Annotated in this window: 17 protein-coding genes; 10 read left to right on the top strand and 7 right to left on the bottom strand. The window is 75.0% G+C overall.

Annotation, left to right across the window (positions count from 1 at the left end; translation table 11 throughout):
- The first annotated feature begins 282 nt into the window (after window positions 1-282).
- A complete protein-coding gene (locus ACFZBX_RS17265; RefSeq protein ID WP_391534574.1) occupies window positions 283-2,247 on the top strand; it encodes a sel1 repeat family protein in 1,965 nt (654 codons plus the stop codon).
- Between the two features lie 21 nt (window positions 2,248-2,268).
- Here the strand turns inward: ACFZBX_RS17265 and ACFZBX_RS17270 are convergent, their stop codons facing one another.
- Window positions 2,269-2,688, bottom strand: coding sequence for a Fur family transcriptional regulator (locus ACFZBX_RS17270; protein ID WP_380764422.1), 420 nt, complete (start codon window positions 2,686-2,688; stop codon window positions 2,269-2,271).
- A gap of 105 nt (window positions 2,689-2,793) precedes the next feature.
- Between ACFZBX_RS17270 and ACFZBX_RS17275 the strand changes: the two genes are divergently transcribed.
- Entirely contained in the window at window positions 2,794-4,272 is a 1,479-nt protein-coding gene (locus ACFZBX_RS17275) for a catalase (RefSeq protein ID WP_391534575.1), read from the top strand.
- A 138-nt stretch (window positions 4,273-4,410) separates the two neighbouring features.
- On the opposite strand, the gene hisN is transcribed toward ACFZBX_RS17275, so the two are convergent.
- The 5 genes from hisN to ACFZBX_RS17300 form a co-directional block, all read right to left on the bottom strand.
- A complete protein-coding gene (gene hisN / locus ACFZBX_RS17280; RefSeq protein WP_391534576.1) occupies window positions 4,411-5,208 on the bottom strand; it encodes a histidinol-phosphatase in 798 nt (265 codons plus the stop codon).
- A gap of 47 nt (window positions 5,209-5,255) precedes the next feature.
- Window positions 5,256-5,579 (bottom strand): DMT family transporter, encoded by a 324-nt coding sequence (locus tag ACFZBX_RS17285; RefSeq protein WP_391534577.1) that lies wholly within the window; start codon window positions 5,577-5,579, stop codon window positions 5,256-5,258.
- 128 nt (window positions 5,580-5,707) lie between these two features.
- The gene (rsgA, locus tag ACFZBX_RS17290; protein WP_391534578.1) at window positions 5,708-6,763 is read right to left on the bottom strand and encodes a ribosome small subunit-dependent GTPase A; all 1,056 of its coding nucleotides are present in this window, start codon (window positions 6,761-6,763) and stop codon (window positions 5,708-5,710) included.
- A 16-nt stretch (window positions 6,764-6,779) separates the two neighbouring features.
- Window positions 6,780-8,111 carry a 3-phosphoshikimate 1-carboxyvinyltransferase gene (aroA, locus tag ACFZBX_RS17295; protein ID WP_391534579.1) on the bottom strand — a complete coding sequence of 444 codons (1,332 nt, stop codon included), beginning with the start codon at window positions 8,109-8,111 and terminating at the stop codon, window positions 6,780-6,782.
- A gap of 87 nt (window positions 8,112-8,198) precedes the next feature.
- Entirely contained in the window at window positions 8,199-8,915 is a 717-nt protein-coding gene (locus ACFZBX_RS17300) for a M50 family metallopeptidase (protein ID WP_391534580.1), read from the bottom strand.
- 136 nt (window positions 8,916-9,051) lie between these two features.
- Here ACFZBX_RS17300 and ACFZBX_RS17305 point away from each other — a divergent pair, with 136 nt between their 5' ends.
- From ACFZBX_RS17305 to def, 8 genes are all read left to right on the top strand, one after another.
- Window positions 9,052-9,810 (top strand): SOS response-associated peptidase, encoded by a 759-nt coding sequence (locus ACFZBX_RS17305; protein ID WP_391534581.1) that lies wholly within the window; start codon window positions 9,052-9,054, stop codon window positions 9,808-9,810.
- A 28-nt stretch (window positions 9,811-9,838) separates the two neighbouring features.
- Window positions 9,839-10,498, top strand: coding sequence for an alpha/beta family hydrolase (locus tag ACFZBX_RS17310; RefSeq protein ID WP_391534582.1), 660 nt, complete (start codon window positions 9,839-9,841; stop codon window positions 10,496-10,498).
- Between the two features lie 248 nt (window positions 10,499-10,746).
- On the top strand, window positions 10,747-11,490 hold the full coding sequence (locus tag ACFZBX_RS17315) for a sigma-70 family RNA polymerase sigma factor (RefSeq protein WP_391534583.1): 744 nt from the start codon (window positions 10,747-10,749) through the stop codon (window positions 11,488-11,490).
- Window positions 11,487-11,858: a mycothiol system anti-sigma-R factor gene (gene rsrA, locus ACFZBX_RS17320; protein WP_391534584.1), complete on the top strand. Its 372-nt coding sequence runs from the start codon at window positions 11,487-11,489 to the stop codon at window positions 11,856-11,858. The genes ACFZBX_RS17315 and rsrA overlap by 4 nt, the downstream gene beginning before the upstream one ends.
- A gap of 367 nt (window positions 11,859-12,225) precedes the next feature.
- Entirely contained in the window at window positions 12,226-13,695 is a 1,470-nt protein-coding gene (locus ACFZBX_RS17325; RefSeq protein WP_391534585.1) for an HD-GYP domain-containing protein, read from the top strand.
- A 116-nt stretch (window positions 13,696-13,811) separates the two neighbouring features.
- Complete coding sequence (locus ACFZBX_RS17330) at window positions 13,812-15,101, top strand: HD-GYP domain-containing protein (RefSeq protein WP_391534586.1); 1,290 nt, start codon at window positions 13,812-13,814, stop codon at window positions 15,099-15,101.
- A gap of 271 nt (window positions 15,102-15,372) precedes the next feature.
- Window positions 15,373-16,362: a tetratricopeptide repeat protein gene (locus ACFZBX_RS17335; protein ID WP_380759763.1), complete on the top strand. Its 990-nt coding sequence runs from the start codon at window positions 15,373-15,375 to the stop codon at window positions 16,360-16,362.
- Window positions 16,363-16,413: 51 nt separating this feature from the next.
- Window positions 16,414-17,025, top strand: a complete 612-nt coding sequence (gene def / locus ACFZBX_RS17340; protein WP_391534587.1) for a peptide deformylase — start codon at window positions 16,414-16,416, stop codon at window positions 17,023-17,025.
- A gap of 78 nt (window positions 17,026-17,103) precedes the next feature.
- On the opposite strand, the gene ACFZBX_RS17345 is transcribed toward def, so the two are convergent.
- Complete coding sequence (locus tag ACFZBX_RS17345; RefSeq protein WP_391534588.1) at window positions 17,104-18,117, bottom strand: LacI family DNA-binding transcriptional regulator; 1,014 nt, start codon at window positions 18,115-18,117, stop codon at window positions 17,104-17,106.
- Between the last annotated feature and the right edge of the window lie 20 nt (window positions 18,118-18,137).

An 18,137-nucleotide genomic window follows, 5' to 3' on the forward strand; every position in this document is an offset into this window, starting at 1 on the left:
CCGGTACCATCGAGCGTCGCCAAGGACGACGGCAGCGGGGTTTGTGGGGGGCGAGTGTCGGGAAATCGACAAAGCGCCGAAGCAATTTCGTCGGCTTCGGGTCCGCCCCGCCGAAATCGGCCGGGGCAGGTGTACGCGGGTTGCGGGTGATGCGACGATGGGACACATGGGGGACGCTGCCCGGCTGCTGACCGGCCGTCGGGTCCGCGCGCTCCCCGTGGGGTCCCCCCGGCCCCGGGCCGGAGGAAGACGCCGCGACACTCGGGGGGAGTGGGAGTCGGCATGAGGCTGATCGGCAAGAACGGGGCAGGGGCGAAGCCGGCGACCACCGAGGCGGACACCGAGGCCTGGGCGGAGAGCGCCGAACGGCGGCCCGGCGCCCTGCCCGCCCAGCGCACCAGCGGCCTGGCCGAGCGCCGCCCCGCAGGCGGCTGGGGCCCGGACTCCCTGGTGCACGTCCCGGCCGGCGGACTCGCCGCCGCGCCCGGCGCCCGCGGCGCGCCGTCCGACGGCTCCGGCCCCGGCGTCGAGAGCGACACCGGCTTCGACTCGGCCAGCTTCGAGACCGCGCTCGCCGCCCGCGAGCAGGCCGCCCTGGAGGCCCGGCACCGGCGCGCCGCCGACGACGGCGACCCGGACGCCGCCGCCCGGCTCGGCACCCTGCTGCTGCGCCGCGGCGACCTGGAGGACGCCGAACCGTACCTGCGCGGCGCCGCCGCCGCCGGGCTGCGCGCCGCCGCCAACAACCTCGGCGTGCTGCTGCACCAGCGCGGCCACCGGGCCGAGGCCGCCCAGTGGTGGCGGCAGGCGGCGGTGGCCGGCAGCGCGCCCGCCGCCCACGCGCTCGGCCTGCAACTGCGCGACCAGGGCGAGGAGGAGGCCGCCGAGTACTGGCTGCACTTCGCCGCCGACCACGGCCACCCGCTGGGCGCCTACGCGCTGGGCGACCTCATGGAGCACCGCCGGGACGTGCGCGCCGAGCGCTGGTTCAAGGTGTCCGCCGACGCCGGGCACCGGGAGGCCGCCTACCGGCTGGCCCGGATGCGCGAGGCCGCCGGGGACAAGGAGACCGCCGAGGCCTGGTACCGGATCGCGGCCGCCCGCAGCCACGCCCGCGCCGCGCTGCGCCTGGGCGTGCTGCTGGAGGACCGGGCCGGCGGCGAGCAGTCGCTGCTGGAGGAGGCGGCCCGCTGGTACCGGCAGTCGGCGCAGAACGGCGAGCCGCGGGCCGCGTGCGCGCTCGGCTACCTGCTGCGCGACGGCGGGGACCTCACCGCGGCCGCCGAGTGGTGGCAGGAGGCGGCCGAGGCGGGCGACGGCAACGCCGCCAACGCGCTCGGCGCGCTGCACGCCTCGCGCGGCGAGGCCGCCGAGGCGGAGCGCTGGTACCGCAGCGCGCTGGAGGCCGGCGACCAGAACGGCGCCTTCAACCTGGGCCTGCTCTGCGCCGGCGCGGGCCGCGACCAGCAGGCCGAGCAGTGGTACCGCCGGGCCGCGTACGCCGGGCACCGGGAGGCGTGCAACGCGCTGGCCGTGGTGCTGCTGCAGCGCGGCGACGAGTCGGGCGCCGAGCCGTGGTTCTCCAAGGCCGCCGAGGCGGGCAGCGTGGACGGCGCGTTCAACCTGGGCGTGCTGCACGCCGGGCGCGGTGAGCACCGGCAGGCGCAGGAGTGGTACGCGCGCGCCGCCGCGGAGGGCCACGGCGAGGCGGCGCTGCAACTGGCGGTGGTGCAGGAGCAGCGCGGCAACGCGGCGGGCGCGCTGGAGCGCTACCGGCAGGCGGCGGCGGGCGGTTCGACGGAGGGCGCGTTCCGGCTGGCGTCGGTGCTGGACCGGCGGGGGGACGCGGACGCGGAGGCCGAGCACTGGTACGCGGTGGCGGCCGACGCCGGGCACCGCCGGGCGCAGGTGCGGATGGGGGTGCGGGCGGCCGAGCGGGGGGCGCTGGAGATCGCCGAGAGCTGGTACCGGCGGGCGGCCGGGGCGGGCAGCCGCAGCGCGGCGTTCAACCTGGGGCTGCTGCTGGCCCGGCAGGACAGCGAGGCCGAGGCGATGCTCTGGTACACCCGGGCGGCGGACGCCGGGCACGGGCGGGCGGCGCTGCGCCTGGCGCTGCTGGCGCTGCGCCGGGGCGAGCCGGTGCTGGCCGAGGGCTGGTGCCGGCGGGCCGCGGACTACGGTCCGGCGGAGGTCGCTGAGCGGGCGGGCCGGCTGCTGGGCGCGCTGCACGCGGAGCTGAGCGCGTAGCCGGACCCGCGGCGGTGGGGTTCAGGAACCGGCGGAACAGTCCGGGCACAGCCCGCGGTAGGTGATCTCGGCGCCGGAGAGGGTGAAGCCGAAGCGCTCGGAGGCGGGCAGGGCGGCCAGCGGGTCGCCCTGGGGGTGGACGTCGCGGATGGCGCCGCAGCCGTAGCAGACCAGGTGCTGGTGCGCGTGGTGCGCGTTGGGGTCGTAGCGCTTGGCGCGGCCGTCGGTGGCGACCTCCAGCACCTCGCCCAGGCAGACGAGTTCGCCGAGGGTGTTGTAGACGGTGGCGCGGCTGATCTCGGGCAGCCGCTCGACCGCGCGGGCGTGCACCTCGTCGGCGGTCAGGTGGACGTGCTCGCCGTCGAGGACCTCGGCCACGACCCGGCGCTGCGAGGTCAGCCGCCATCCACGTCCGCGAAGTCTCTCCAGCAGGTCACTCATGGACTCAGGGTAAGTGACACTCCGAGTCTGGTTCCAGTGTTGACTTGGACAAAGTCCAAGTTAGGATCGGTTCGACACGACCGGATCACGCGGAGGCACCCTCACATGACTACCCAGGACGAGCTGCGCCCCACCCTCACCACGGAGGCGGGTGCCCCCGTCGCCGACAACCAGAACACCGAGACCGCCGGCGTCGGCGGTCCGGCGCTGATCCAGGACCAGCAGCTGTTCGAGAAGCTCGCGCACTTCAACCGCGAGCGCATCCCGGAGCGCGTGGTGCACGCCCGCGGCGCCGCGGCCTACGGCACCTTCACGGTGACCGCGGACGTCACCGCGTACACCCGGGCCGCGTTCCTCTCCGAGGTCGGCAAGCAGACCGAGACCTTCCTGCGCTTCTCCACCGTCGCCGGGAACCTCGGCTCGGCGGACGCGGTGCGCGACCCGCGCGGCTTCGCGCTGAAGTTCTACACCGAGGAGGGCAACTACGACCTCGTCGGCAACAACACCCCGGTGTTCTTCATCAAGGACGCCACCAAGTTCCCCGACTTCATCCACACCCAGAAGCGGGACCCGTACACCGGCTCGCAGGAGGCGGACAACGTCTGGGACTTCTGGGGCCTGTCGCCCGAGGCCACCCACCAGGTGACCTGGCTGTTCGGCGACCGCGGCATACCGGCGTCCTACCGGCACATGGACGGCTTCGGCTCGCACACCTACCAGTGGCAGAACGAGGCCGGCGAGCACTTCTGGGTGAAGTACCACTTCAAGACCGACCAGGGCATCCGCAACCTCACCCAGGACGAGGCCAACCGGCTCGCCGGCGAGGACCCGGACAGCCACCAGCGCGACCTGCGCGAGTCCATCGAGCGCGGCGAGTTCCCGAGCTGGACGGTCAGCGTCCAGATCATGCCGGCCGCCGACGCGGCGAACTACCGCTTCAACCCGTTCGACCTGACCAAGGTCTGGCCGCACGCGGACTACCCGCTGGTCGAGTTCGGCAGGCTGGAGCTCAACCGCAACCCCGACAACGTCTTCGCCGAGGTCGAGCAGTCGATCTTCTCGCCGTCGCACTTCGTGCCCGGCATCGGCCCGTCCCCGGACAAGATGCTGCAGGGCCGCCTGTTCGCCTACGCGGACGCCCACCGCTACCGCGTCGGCATCAACGCCGACCACCTGCCGGTCAACCGCCCGCACGCCACCGAGGCGCTCCACAACCACCGGGACGGCTACCTCTACGACGGCCGCCACGGGCGCCGCAAGAACTACGAGCCGAACAGCTTCGGCGGCCCGGTGCAGACCGGCCGTCCGCTGTGGGCGCCGACCGCGGTCGACGGTGCCACCGGCACCCACGAGGCGCCCTCGCACGCCGAGGACAACGACTTCGTGCAGGCCGGCAACCTCTACCGGCTGATGGGCGAGGACGAGAAGCAGCGGCTGGTCGGCAACCTGTCCGGCTTCATCGCCAAGGTCTCCTCCGACCGCGAGGACATCGTCGAGCGGGCGGTCGAGAACTTCCGCAGGGCCGACGCCGACTTCGGCCGGCGGCTGGAGACCGCGGTGCGGGAGCTGCGCAAGCAGCAGTGACGCACCGTGACGCGGGGCCCGGTGAGGGGACCCGCTGAGCAGCGGGCCCCGGGTGCCGCCGGAGAACCGGCACCCGGGGCCCGCACCACGTGCACGGGGACTCTTCGAAGAGTCCCCATCACGTCGACGGCGAAGGAATCAGACGCTCAGACGGCGCAGCGCCTCGTCGTGGAGCAGGCCGTTGGAGGCGACGGCGTCGGCGCCGCCCGGGCCCGGGACGCCGTCCAGACCGGTGAAGCGGCCGCCGGCCTCCTCGACGATGACGCAGTTCGCCGCCATGTCCCACAGCGACAGCTCCGGCTCGGCGGCGATGTCCACCGCGCCCTCGGCGACCATCATGTAGGACCAGAAGTCGCCGTAGGCGCGGGTGCGCCAGCAGGCCCGGGTGAGGTCGAGGAACGGGTCGAGGCGGCCGCGCTCCTCCCAGCCGGTGAGCGAGGAGTAGGAGAAGGAGGCGTCCTCGATCCGCGAGACGCCGGAGACCTGGATCCGGCTCGCCTTGGCGAGGCTGCGGCCGGCGAACGCGCCGAGGTCCTTGGCGGCCCACCAGCGGCGGTTGAGCGCGGGGGCGGAGACGATGCCGACGACGGGGCGCTCCACGCCGTCCGGGCCGTCCTCCAGCAGCGCGATCAGGGTGGCCCAGACCGGGACGCCGCGGATGTAGTTCTTGGTGCCGTCGATCGGGTCGATCACCCAGCGGCGCGGGCCCGAGCCCTGAAGGCCGAACTCCTCGCCGAGCACCGCGTCGCGCGGGCGGGCCCGCTGCAGGACGCTGCGCACCAGCTCCTCGGCGGCCTTGTCGGCGTCGCTGACGGGGGTCAGGTCGGGCTTGGTCTCGACCCGCAGGTCGAGCGCCTTGAAACGCTCCAGGGTGACCGAGTCGGCCGAGTCGGCGAGGACATGGGCGAGTCGGAGGTCGTCGTGGTAGTCGGCCATGGTCGAAACCCTAGCGCGGGCCGGCCCGCGGACGGGCCGATGACCGGCTAGTGGTGGGATCCGGTCAGTTGGAGGCCGATGACGCCCGCGACGACCAGGGAGATCGAGACGAGTTTGAGCACCGAGCTGGACTCGCCGAGGAAGATCATGCCGTAGATCGCGGTGCCGGCGGCGCCGATGCCGGTCCAGACCGCGTAGGCGGGGCCGACCGGGAGGGTCTTCAGGGAGAGGGTCAGCAGGCCGAAGCTGCCGAGGGCGAAGACGCAGAAGCTGATGGTGGGCCAGAGCTTGGTGAAGCCCTCGCTGAGCTTGAGGTTGATCGCGAAGCCGGTCTCCAGCAGGCCGGCCAGGATCACCAGGGCCCATGCCATCGCGTGCTCTCCCTGTCGGTCGGCGGGATCGGTCGGCGGCCGGGCCGTGATCCGGCCCGACCTTCCTATGATCACCACGACAGGGCACTGCGACACCTCGAACGCCGAAACCGGCCGGGCGACGGCGGTCAGTCGCCCTCGCGGGCCTCCTTGCTCGCCAGCAGCCGGCGCAGCGAGTAGAGCCGCGCGGGATCGGCGTGCCCGTCGGCCACCCAGGCGTCCAGTGCGCAGTCCGGCTCGTCGTGGCTGCACGCGCGCGGGCACTCCTCGGTGCCGGGCTCCAGGTCGGGGAAGGCGTGGATGACCCGGGACGGGTCGATGTGCGACAGACCGAAGGAGCGGAAGCCGGGGGTGTCGATCACCCAGCCCGCGTCCAGCGCCTTCCTGGAGCCCGGCTTGGCGCCGGGCGGCGGCGGCAGCCGCAGCGCGAGCGCGGAGACGGTGGTGTGCCGGCCGCGGCCGGTGACGGCGTTGACCCGGCCGGTGGTCCGTTGCCGCTCCGGGACGAGGGCGTTGACCAGGGTGGTCTTGCCGACGCCGGAGTGGCCGATGAACACGGTGCGCAGGCCGCGCAGGTGCTCGCGGACGGCCTCGGCACCGGTCGTCTCCAGCTCGTCGCGGCGGGTGACGACGTACTGGATGCCGAGCGGCGCGTAGGACTCCAGCAGCGGTTCGGCCGGGGCCAGGTCGGCCTTGGTGAGGACGAGCAGCGGCTCCATGCCGGCGTCGTAGGCGGCGACCAGGCAGCGGTCGATCAGCCGGGGCCGGGGCTCCGGGTCGGCCAGCGCGGTGACGATGGCGAGCCGCTCGGCGTTGGCGACCACGATCCGCTCGTAGGGGTCGTCGTCGTCCGCGGTGCGCCGCAGCACCGACGTGCGCTCCTCGACCCGGACGATCCGGGCCAGTGTGTCGGCGTCCCCGGAGAGGTCGCCGACCAGGGAGACGGTGTCCCCGACGACCACGCCCTTGCGGCCCAGCTCGCGGGCCTTCATGGCGACGACCTCGTGCTCCTGCTTCGTCCCCGGGTCGACCAGGCAGGTCAGCCGGCCGCGGTCGACGGTGAGCACCATCGCCTCGGCGGCGTCCTCGTGCTTGGGCCGGATCCGGGTCCGCGGCCGGGAGCCCCGGCGGGCGGGGCGGTTGCGGATGTCGTCCTCGTCGGCGTCCTTGCCGTAGCGGCGCATGTGCCCAGTCCTCCGCTCAGCCGCCCGCCACCGGTCCGGCGAGCAGCTCGTCCCACATGGCGGGGAAGTCCGGCAGCGTCTTGGCGGTGGTGGCCACGTTCTCCACCTGGACGCCGGGCACGGCGAGGCCGATCACCGCGGCGGCGGTGGCCAGCCGGTGGTCCTCGTAGGTGTGGAAGACGCCGCCGGTGAGCTTGCGGGGGCGGATCCGCAGGCCGTCCTCGGTCTCGCTGACGTCGCCGCCGAGGCCGTTGATCTCCTTGGCGAGGGCGGCGAGCCGGTCGGTCTCGTGCAGCCGCAGGTGGGCGATGCCGTAGAGGTGGGACTCGGAGTCGGCGAGGGCGGCGACCGCGGCGATCACCGGGGTGAGCTCGCCGACGTCGTGCAGGTCGGCCTCGATGCCGTGGATCCGGCCGGTGCCGGTGAAGCGCAGGCCCTCGTCGGTGAACGCGCACTCGCCGCCCATCCGGGTGTAGAGGTCGCGCAGCTGGTCGCCGGGCTGGGTGGTGTGCTTCGGCCAGTCACGGACGGTGACCTGGCCGCCGGTGACCAGGGCGGCGGCGAAGAACGGCGCGGCGTTGGAGAGGTCGGGCTCGACGACCAGGTCGCGGCCGAGCAGGGCGCCGGGGGTGACCCGCCAGACGTCCTTCTCGCCGCCGTCCTCGGGGGCGTCGACCTGGACGCCGGCCAGGCGCAGCATGTCGACCGTCATCCGGATGTGCGGCAGCGAGGGCACCGGGCCGCCGACGTGCCGGACCTCGACGCCGTTGTTGTAGCGGGCGCCGGAGAGCAGCAGGGCGGAGACGAACTGGGAGGAGGCGGAGGCGTCGAGCTCGACGGTGCCGCCGTCCAGGGCGCCGGTGCCGTGCACGGTGAGCGGGAAGGTGCCGCGGCCGTCGTCCTCGATCCGGGCGCCGAGCGCGCGCAGGGCGTCGATCACGCCGTGCTGGGGGCGCTCGTGGCTGCGCGGGTCGCCGTCGAAGTGGACCGGGCCGTCGGCGAGGACGGCGAGCGGGGGCAGGAAGCGCATGACCGTGCCGGCGTTGCCGACGTCGACCGAGGCGGGGCCGCGCAGCACGGGGGCGGGGATGACCCGCCAGGCCTCGCCGCCGCCGGTGCCGCCGGTGTCGTTGTTGACCTGCTCCTCGATGGTGACGCCGAGCGCGCGCAGGCCGTCGGCCATCAGCTGGGAGTCGCGGCTGCGCAGCGGGCGGCGCACCCAGCCGGGGCCGTCGGCGAGTGCCGCCAGCACCAGGGCCCGGTTGGTGACCGACTTGGAGCCGGGGATGGTGACGGTGGCGTCCACGGGGGTGGTCGCGACGGGGGCGGGCCACAGGGTCTCGGTCATGGGCCCAAGTCTAGGGGCCGTGGTGGGGCTCGCCCGTTCGCCTCCGATGCGCGGGCCCCGGGCGGGGTGGGGCGGCGCGCGGGGCGGTCAGAGGGGGCGCAGCAGCCAGTTCGCGCCGAGGGCGAGGGCGGCGAGGGCGGTGATGAGGAAGAGGGCGGTCCAGGCGAGGCCGGGGACGCCGGTGAGGCGGGCGAGCTGGTCGGCGTCGGAGCCGTGGCCCTGGCCGTCGCGGCGCTGGCGCTGGAGTTCGAGGACCGGGCGGACGGCGCCGAGCAGCAGGAACCAGGTGCCGAGGTAGGCGAAGCCGGCCTGGACCTCGGGGGAGCCGAACCAGGAGACCAGGAAGAAGGCGCCGCCGGTGAGCAGCACGCTGAGGAAGCCGTAGGCGTTGCGGATGCGCACCAGCAGGGCGAGCAGCAGGGCGATGGCGAGCCAGAGCAGCAGGGTGACGCGGTCGGCGGCGAGCAGGGCGGCGCAGCCGAGGCCGAGCAGGGCGGGGGCGGTGTAGCCGGCGGCGAGGGTGAGGAGCATGCCGGGGCCGGTGGCGCGGCCGTAGGAGAGGGTGAGGCCGGAGGTGTCGGAGTGCAGCCGGATGCCGACGAGCCTGCGGTTGGTGGCGAGGGCGGCGAGGCCGTGGCCGCCCTCGTGGGCGATGGTGACGGCGTTGCGGGCGATCCGCCACAGCGGGCGGACCAGGACGGTGAGCAGGGCGGCTGCGCCGGTGGCGAGGGCGAGCCAGCCGGGCGGGTCGGGCTGGGTGCCGGTGACGGCGGTCCACAGCTCGTCGAGGGTCCTGGCGTCCATGGGTCTCCTCCGTCTCGGTCCGGCCGTTCCTCCTGGGGCGGCAGCCTGCCATGGGGAGGACGGCGGGGCGGGGGCGGGTGGTTCTGGGGAGCGGACGCGGGCCCGGCGGCGGTCCGGGCCGTGGCAAGCTGACGGTATGTGTGGTCGCTTCGCCGCGAGTAGCAGGCCCGAGGACATCGTCGAGCTGTTCGGTGTCCGACAGTGGGATCCGGCCGAGACGCTGGACCCGAGCTGGAACGTCGCGCCGACGCAGAGCGCCTTCGTGGTGCTGGAGCGCCTGGCGAAGGGGGCGGCGCGGCCGGTGCGCCAGCTGCGGGTGCTGCGCTGGGGGCTGGTGCCGCAGTGGGCGAAGTCGCCGGAGACGGCGGTGAAGATGATCAACGCCCGGGCGGACACGGTGCACGAGAAGCCGGCCTACCGGCAGGCGTTCGCCTCGCGCCGGTGCGTGCTGCCGGTGGACGGCTACTACGAGTGGCAGACGGTGCCGGGGGAGCGGGGCAGGGCGCGGAAGAAGCCGTTCTTCGTGTCCCGGGCGGACGGTGCGCCGCTGGCGCTGGCGGGGCTGTACGAGTTCTGGCGCAACCGGGCGGTGCCCTCGGACCACCCGGAGGGCTGGCTGGTGACGTTCACCGTCGTGACGACGGAGGCGGAGGAGCTGCTGGCGCCGATCCACGAGCGGATGCCGCTGTACCTGGACCCGGGGTCGTTCGACGCGTGGCTGGACCCGGGGCTGGACGACAGCGGGTCGCAGGAGCTGCGGCGGCTGCTGATACCGCCGCCGCCGGGCGCGCTGCGGGTGACGCCGGTCTCGCCGGACGTCGGCAGCATCCGCAACGACCACGCCGGGCTGACCGGGCCGTACACCGAGCCCGAGTACGAGACCACCCTGTTCTGACCGCCACCCCCGTCGGAGGACGACAGCCGTGACCGCCGCGAGAACCGCCCCCGTCACCACCGAGCCGGTGCCCACGCCCGCCGGGGAGGCCCGGATCACCCTGCACCCGGCCCCCGCGCCGCGGGCCGTGCTGGCGCTGGGGCACGGCGCCGGCGGCGGGATCGAGGCGCGGGACCTGGCGGCGCTGGCCGCCGCGCTGCCGGCCCGGGGGGTGTCGGTGGCGCTGGTGGAACAGCCCTGGCGGGTGGCGGGGCGCAAGGTGGCGCCGGCGACGAAGACGCTGGACGCGGGGTGGGAGCCGGTGGCCGGGCGGCTGGCCGGGGCGGGCCTGCCGCTGGTGGTGGGCGGGCGCAGCGCCGGGGCGCGGGTGGCCTGCCGGACCGGGGCGGCGAGCGGGGCGGTGGGGGTGGTGGCGCTGGCGTTCCCGCTGCACCCGCCGGGCAGGCCGGAGAAGAGCCGGGCCGGGGAGCTGCTCGGCTCGGGGCTGCCGACGCTGGTGGTGCAGGGGGCGACGGACCCGTTCGGCGCCCCGGCGGAGTTCCCGGAGCTGCCGGCCTCGCACGAGCTGGTGGCGCTGCCGGCCGGCAACCACGGCTTCGAGGTGGCGAAGCGGGCGGCGACGGGGCAGCGGGAGCTGCTGGACCTGCTCGTCTCGGCGGTGGGGGACTGGGTGCTGCGGGTGGTGTGAGCCGGGCCGCCGGGGACCGGGAATGCGGGCGGGGCCCGCGTGGTTGGAACCGTCGTCAGCTGGAGTCCCGTTGGAAGGCAGGGCAGATGGGTTCGATCGCGTGCCCCGAGCGACCGGAAGAGCGCGAGGCCGCGTCGGCGTTCGCTCCTTCCTGGTCGGACTGGCTAGTCGCGGGCGAGAAGCCCGTCAGCCCGATATCCTCCCTTTCGGGGCGGCCCGCGGTGGGCCGTGTCCGTCATGCCGAGGAGGTGGGTCCGGTCGTCGGGACCGAGCACGAGGCCGAGCCGGGCCGGGGCCCGGAGGAGGGTCCGCCCGCGGGCGAGGCGCTCACCGGTGAGGAGCTGGCCGAGGCGATCGGTGAGGACACCTTCCGGGTGTCGGCGGAGGAGACCGAGGAGGCCCGGCGGGAGCGCTTCGAGCGCGACGCCCTGGGCTACCTGGATCCGATGTACTCGGCCGCGCTGCGGATGACCCGCAACCCGGCCGACGCGGAGGACCTCCTCCAGGAGGCGTTCGCGAAGGCGTACGCGTCGTTCCACCAGTTCCGCGAGGGCACCAACCTCAAGGCGTGGCTGTACCGGATCCTCACCAACACCTTCATCAACTCGTACCGCAAGAAGCAGCGGGAGCCGCAGCGCACCGCCGCCGAGGAGATCGAGGACTGGCAGCTGGCCCGGGCCGAGTCGCACATGTCGACGGGTCTGCGCTCGGCGGAGACCCAGGCGCTGGACCACCTCCCGGACAGCGATGTGAAGGACGCCCTCCAGGCCATCCCGGAGGAGTTCCGCATCGCCGTCTATCTCGCGGACGTAGAGGGCTTTGCGTACAAGGAGATCGCGGACATCATGGGTACTCCCATCGGTACGGTGATGTCCCGGCTGCACCGCGGCCGCCGTCAGTTGCGCGGCATGCTGGAGGATTACGCCCGTGAGCGCGGGCTGGTCCCGGCCGGCAGCGGGGCAGGGCAGGAAGCGAAGGGCTCGGGCTCATGAGCTGCGGCGATCCGCACGACACCGAGTGTGGCGAGGTCCTCGACCACCTCTACGAATTCCTCGACAACGAGATGGCCGAGGGCGACTGCGCCAAGCTGCGCGTGCACTTCGAGGAGTGCTCGCCGTGCCTGAAGCAGTACGGACTCGAGCAGGCGATCAAGGCGCTGATCAAGCGTTCCTGCGGCTGCGACGACACCCCGGCGGACCTGCGCGGCAAGGTGCTGGCCAGGATCGACTCGATCCGGGCCGGGCAGCGGTCGGGCGAGGCGGTGGTGGTCGCGGTCGAGACGACCATCGAGGTGCACGCCGAGGCGGCCGGTGAGCCGGCCGGTCCGGGCCGGGCCGCGGAGGCGGCGGCCGGGACCTGACACCGGGTGCGCCGGACGGCGCACGGCGGACCACCTGCGTGCACGGCCCCGGAACGGATGCTTCCGGGGCCTTCGTGTGTCCGCGTCCCCTCCGCCCACGCCCCGTCGTCACTCGATCGAGTGAGTTGGCGGTGTGCCAGCAGCGGCATTGCGCGATCACGCGTCCCGGCGCCGGAGTGGCGTCCTATCCTCCTGACGGACGCTCACCACCGCTCGTCCGCCGCCGCTTCGGCGTGCCCGGGCGGCGGGCGGGCGGTCCGGGACGAACGGGCCGGAGCGGCGCCGGCCGGCACGCGGGGAGGTCGATATCGCTACCGACAGCGCAGACGCGGACCTGCCGCCGGGCGCGGCGCGCTATCTGGTGGCCGTGCCGGTGCTGGCGCTCTGCTGCCTGCTGCCGCTGCTCCCGCTCCCCGCCCCGGCGGCCGCGGCGCACTGGCTGGGCACCCCGGTGGACTGGCCGAAGGTCGGGCTGCTGGCCTTCCTGCACGGCTGCTGGGAGTCGCTCGCCCAGGGCCTGTCGACGCCCTGCCTGCGGCTGGGGCGGCTGCTGCTGCGCCGTCCGCCGCTGCGCGCCCGCAGGCCGGTGCGGCCCGAGGTCAACGCGTTCTTCCCGGTGCTGTTCGCCGGGGTGCTGATGCTTCCGCCGTCCGCCGCCGCGCTGGTCGCCGTCCCGGCGGCGCTGCTCGGGGCGGGGGCGGCGGTGGACGGCCGGCGGCGGCAGGCGTGGAACGGCGCGCAGCTCGCGCTGTCCGCCTTCGCGGCCTCGGCGGTGTTCCACCTGCTGGCCGGGCCGCAGCTGCTGCTCGGCTCCCGCTTCCCCGCGGCGCTGCTGCCCGCGTTCGCCGCGCTCGGCGCGTTCTGCCTGGTCAACGGCGCCCTGGTGGGCGGGATGCGGCTGCTGGCGGAGGGCCGGCGGCCGGCCGGGCTGCTGCGCGGGGCCTGCGCCGAGCCGCAGTCGCCGGGGGTGCCGGTGCTGGTGCACGCGGCGGGCGGGCTGATGCTCGCCGTGCTGTGGCAGGGGCCGTACGGCGCGTTCGCGGCGCTGCTGGCGCTGCTGCCGCTGTCCATCTCGGCGTGGGTGTTCGCCCAGGGGCACCGGGAGCGCGACGCCCACCAGGCGACCGTCCAGGCGCTGGTGCAGGCGGTGGAGATCAAGGACGCCTACACCCGGGGGCACAGCGAACGGGTCGGCCGGGCGGCGGTGCTGATCGCCGATCAGCTGGGCATGGAGGCCGAGCGGCTGCGCACCCTGCGGTACGCGGGCATCCTGCACGACGTCGGCAAGCTCGGCGTGGCCACCGAACTGCTGCGCAGAAACGGTCCCCTCACCGAGGCGGAGCGCCGGGCCGTCGAGGTGCACCCGGTGCACGGCTACGAGCTGGTGCGCGGGATCGCCTTCCTCGGCGAGGCGCACGCCGGGATCCTGCACCACCACGAGCGGGTGGACGGCCGCGGCTACCCGGCCGGGCTGGCCGGTGAGCAGATCCCCGAGTTCGCCAGGATCATCTCGGTCGCCGACGCCTTCGACTCGATGACCTCCACCCGCTCCTACCGGCGCGGCCGTCCGGTCGGCGAGGCGGTGGCGGAACTGGAACGCTGCTCGGGCAGCCAGTTCGACCCGCTGATGGTGCGGGCGCTGGTGGCCGCGCTGGCCGTGCACGACTGGCAGCCGGTGCTGCCGTCGTCCCCGGACTGCATCAAGGGGGTGCCGGACATCCCCCTCGGCGTCCCCGAACCGGCCCGGGCGGCCCCGGCGGCTCCGGTGGCCCCGGCCCCGGGCGGGGTGCCCGGGCAGGGCGGTGGCGGCGGCGTGCCGACGGCCGGGGCGTCATGAGCGCGCGGCGGGGTGCCCGGTGGAACGCCCGGCGGGGCGCGTCGGCTTCGCCGGACGGCGCGCGGCGGGTGTCGGGCGCCGGGCGCGCGGATGCGCAGCGGGCTTGCACCGGCGCGGTGTGCGCGGTGCACGGGGCGGCGCTGGCGCTGCTGGCGGCCTCCTTCGGGGCGGTGGCGGTGCGCGGTCCGGCCCAGCCAGGGGTGGCGCTGGCGTTCACCGCGCTGATCGCGCTCGGCGAGTGCGTGCGGATCACTCTTCCGGGCGACCGCGAGCAGGCGCCGATCGGGGCGGCGGGGGCGCTGGCGTACGCGCTGCTCGGGCCGCTGCGCGGACTGCCGGCCGGGCCCGGGGTGCTCCAGGTGGTGGCGGTGACCGGCGCGGGGCTGCTGCTGGCGCTGCTGCCCGGGGCGGTGCGGGCGGCCGCGGCGCGGGCGGGCCGGGTGCGCGGAGCCGGGCCGCCCGCGCCGTGGCACGAGCGGGCCCGGCGCGACGGCGCGGCGCGGCGGCTGCTCGGGGCGGGGTTCGCGGCCGTGGTGTTCCAGCCGCTCTACAACAGCGGCGTGGTGGACCGGTTCTCCGCCGACGGCCCGGCGTACGGCGCCTTCCTGACGGCGGTGGCCGCGCTGGCCGTGCTGTGCGACGCGGTGCTGGCGGCGCTGCTGCGGCGGGCCCGCAGCGGGCTGCGCTTCCCGGCCGGGCTGGAGGACGAGCTGCGCTCGCTGTTCGGGATCGGCACCGCGATCGCCGCCACCGGCATGCTGGTCAGCCTGGCCGCCGGGGAGGTGGGGCTGTGGGCGCTGCCGCTGTTCTGCGCGCCGCTGCTGCTGGCGCAGGTGTCGTTCCGGCGGGCGGCGGCGGCGCGGGCCACCACCGGGCAGACCATCGCCAGCCTGGCCATGGCCACCGAGGTGGCCGGGTACACCCCGCCGGGGCACGCCCGCCGGGTCGCCGACACGGCGTGCGCGGTGGGCCGTGAGCTGGGGCTCGGCACCCGTGAGCTGGCCCTGCTGGAGTACGCGGCGCTGATGCACGACGTCGGGCAGCTGTCGCTGGTGGAGCCGGTGCCGGGCGGGGCGACGGCGCTGCTGCCGGACGAGGAGCAGCAGCGGATCGCCCGGCTGGGCAGCGAGGTGATCCGGCGCACCGGGGTGCCGCGCCGGGTGGCCGAGCAGGTCGCCCGGCTGGCCGACCCGTTCCCCGGTCCGGACGGCGGCGGGCGGGGGGTGCCGCTGGCGGCGCGGATCATCCGGGTGGCGAACGCCCACGACGACCTGCTGACGGCGGCCCGCGGGCGCGGGGTGGGGGAGGCGGTGGGCCGGCTGGAGGTGCTGGAGGCGCTGCGGCTGGGCCGGGGCCGGGTGTACGACGCCCGGGTGGTGGACGCGCTGGTACGGGTGCGCGGCTGACCGCGCTCCGGTGCTCGCGACCCGGCCGCGGCGGCCGGTTCCGGGGGCCCGCGGGGGCGTCCGGGGTTGAGGCGGCCGGGCCGGGCGGGCAGGCTGGGGGAGGGGCCGGAAACGGGCCGGGACGGAACCGGGCAACCCCGGCGGCGGGGAGCGCGGGCGGCGGCCGTCGTGGTTGGATGCGGTCGTAGCGTGGAAAACCGACCCGGAGCACCGGGCCCGTGACGCGGGAGCGGTCACGGGACTTGAGCGGACGACGACGGCAGGGACGAACGTGAGGATCTTCCACCGGGCACGGCACCGGCCGTCCGCCACCTGGCGGCAGACGACCGACCGGGCTTTCACGTTGATCGGTGACGGCCGGTACGAGGACGCCGGCGCCCTGCTGGTGATGGCGGCCGACCTGGAGCCGTGGTTGTCGGACTCCTGGTTCAACCTGGCGCTGCTGCACAAGTTCCGCCGCGACTGGGAGCAGGCCAGGGCGGCCGGGCTGCGGGCGGTGGCGCTGCTGGACCGCGAGCAGGGCGCCCCGGACTGGTGGAACCTCGGCATCACCGCGACCGCGTTGCAGGACTGGCCGCTGGCCCGGCGGGCCTGGCAGGCGTACGGGCTGAAGCTGCCCGGCGGCCAGGGCGCGCAGGGGGACGGGCCGGTCAGCCTGGACCTCGGGACGACGCCGGTGCGGCTCTCCCCGGACGGCGAGTCCGAGGTGGTGTGGGGCCGGCGGCTGGACCCGGCCCGGATCGAGGTGCTGTCGATCCCGCTGCCGTCCTCCGGCAGACGCTGGGGCGAGGTGGTGCTGCACGACGGCGCCCCGCACGGCGAGCGGGTGACCGACGGGGTCGCCTACCCGGTGTTCGACGAGATCGAGCTGTGGGCGCCGTCCCCGGTGCCGACGTACGTGGTGCTGCTGCAGGCGGCGACCGAGGCGGACCGGGACGCGCTGGAGCGGCTGGTCGCGGACGCCGGCTACGCGGCGGAGGACTGGACGTCCTCGGTGCGGCTGCTGTGCCGGGCCTGTTCGGAGAGCCGGATGGCCTCGGACGACGGGCACACCGCCCACCACGACCCGCACGACGACGGGGACGCCGCGCACCCCGGCCACCTGAGCCACCTGAGCCCCGGGGTGGGCGGGATGTCCTGGCTGGCCGAGCGCGAGTGCGGGATCGCCGCCCCGGCGCACCTGGTGCGGGTGCTGCTGGACCGCTGGGCCGCGGCGTCGCCGGGAACCCGGGCGTACCGGGATCTCGAAGAGGTCTGCTGAGCGCGCTGAGTACCCTGGTGCGGTACGCGTAGGCCTATGGAAGCGGAAGACATGGCGGAGCAGGACCAGCACGAGCACGACGAGACCCCGAAGGTGGTCGGCGAGGAGCCCGACCTCTCCAAGGGCACGGCGCGCCCGATCACCGTCTACGGCAACCCCGTGCTGCACCGCGAGGTGAAGGACGTGACGGCCTTCGACGGCGAGCTGTCCGCGCTGATCGACGACATGTTCCAGTCGATGTACGCGGCGGAGGGTGTGGGCCTGGCCGCCAACCAGATCGGCGTGGACCTGAAGGTCTTCGTCTACGACTGCCCGGACGACGAGGGCGTGCGCCACATCGGCCATGTGATCAACCCGGTGCTGGAGGAGTTCCCGAAGGACCGCCAGCGGGTGCTGGACGACGGCAACGAGGGCTGCCTGTCGGTGCCGACCGCCTACGCCGAGCTGCCGCGCCCGGACTACGCGGCGGTGACCGGCCAGGACAAGGACGGCAACCCGGTCCGGGTCGAGGGCACCGGCTTCTTCGCCCGCTGCCTCCAGCACGAGACCGACCACCTGTACGGGTTCCTCTACATCGACAAGCTGTCGAAGCGGGACCGCAAGGACGCCCTGAAGCAGATGGCCGAGGGCACGGCGCGTTACGCGACCGTCCCGAACGAGTAGCGGCCGGGCGGTTGTTGACGGAGGGCCGGTGCGCAGCAGCGCACCGGCCCTCCGTCGGTTCCCGGCCCTCGGCCGCTGTCAGCCGCGGGCCCGGGCGGTGGAGTCGCGGGCGACCAGGACGGGGGTGAACAGGTAGTCCCTGGCCCGGCCGCCGTGGCCCTCCAGTCGGCGCCAGAGGGCGTCGGCGACGGCGGCGGCCATCTCGTCGATCGGCTGGCGGACGGTGGTGAGCGGCGGGTCGCTGTGGGCGGCGAGCTGGCAGTCGTCGTAGCCGATCACCGAGAGGTCGCCGGGGACGGTGAGGCCGGCCTCGCGGGCGGCCCGGACCACGCCGAGGGCCATCAGGTCGCTGCCGGCGATGACGGCGGTGACGTCCGCGTCGAGCAGTTGGCGGGCGGCGGCCGCACCGCCGGCGATCGAGTAGGCGGACTCGGCGTACCAGTCGGCGGGGGGCTCCTCGCCGAGCAGTTCGCGCATCGCGCGCCGGTAGCCGTCCAGCCGGTTGAGCGAGGGGCGCAGATAGCCCTGGCCGCCGGCCAGGCCGATCCTGCGGTGGCCGAGTTCGCGCAGGTGGGCGACGGCGATCTTGGCGCCGAGCGCCTCGTCGGTGGCGACGGTGGGGACGGCGAGGCCCTCCACCCGGCCGCTGACCAGCACCATCGGGATGCCGCGTTCGTGCAGCAGCCGGTAGAAGCCGTGGTCGGCGTCGGGGTTGGCGTGCCGTCCGGAGACCAGGACCAGGCCGGAGACGCCCTTGCGGAGCAGGATGTCGATGTAGCCGAGTTCGGCGGTGCCCTGGCGGGTGGAGGTGCCGACCACGGCGGTGAGGCCGTGCTTGGCGAGCTGCACCTCGACGGCGGAGGCGAGCAGCGGGAAGACCGGGTTGTCGAGCTCGGGGACGATGATGCCGATCAGCGCGCCCTGGTGCGGGTCGTAGCCCTGGTCGGGCTGCCAGCCGAGCTCCCGCATGGCCTCGGCGACCTTCACCTTGGTGTCGTCGGAGACGCCCGGCCGGTCGTTGATCACCCTGCTCACCGAGGCGGCGCTGACGCCTGCCCGGGCGGCGATGTCGCGCAGTGACGGGCCGCTCAATTGGTCCTCCGGTCTGGTCT

It is taken from the genome of Kitasatospora sp. NPDC008115 (genome assembly GCF_042957205.1).
Taxonomy (GTDB): domain Bacteria; phylum Actinomycetota; class Actinomycetes; order Streptomycetales; family Streptomycetaceae; genus Kitasatospora.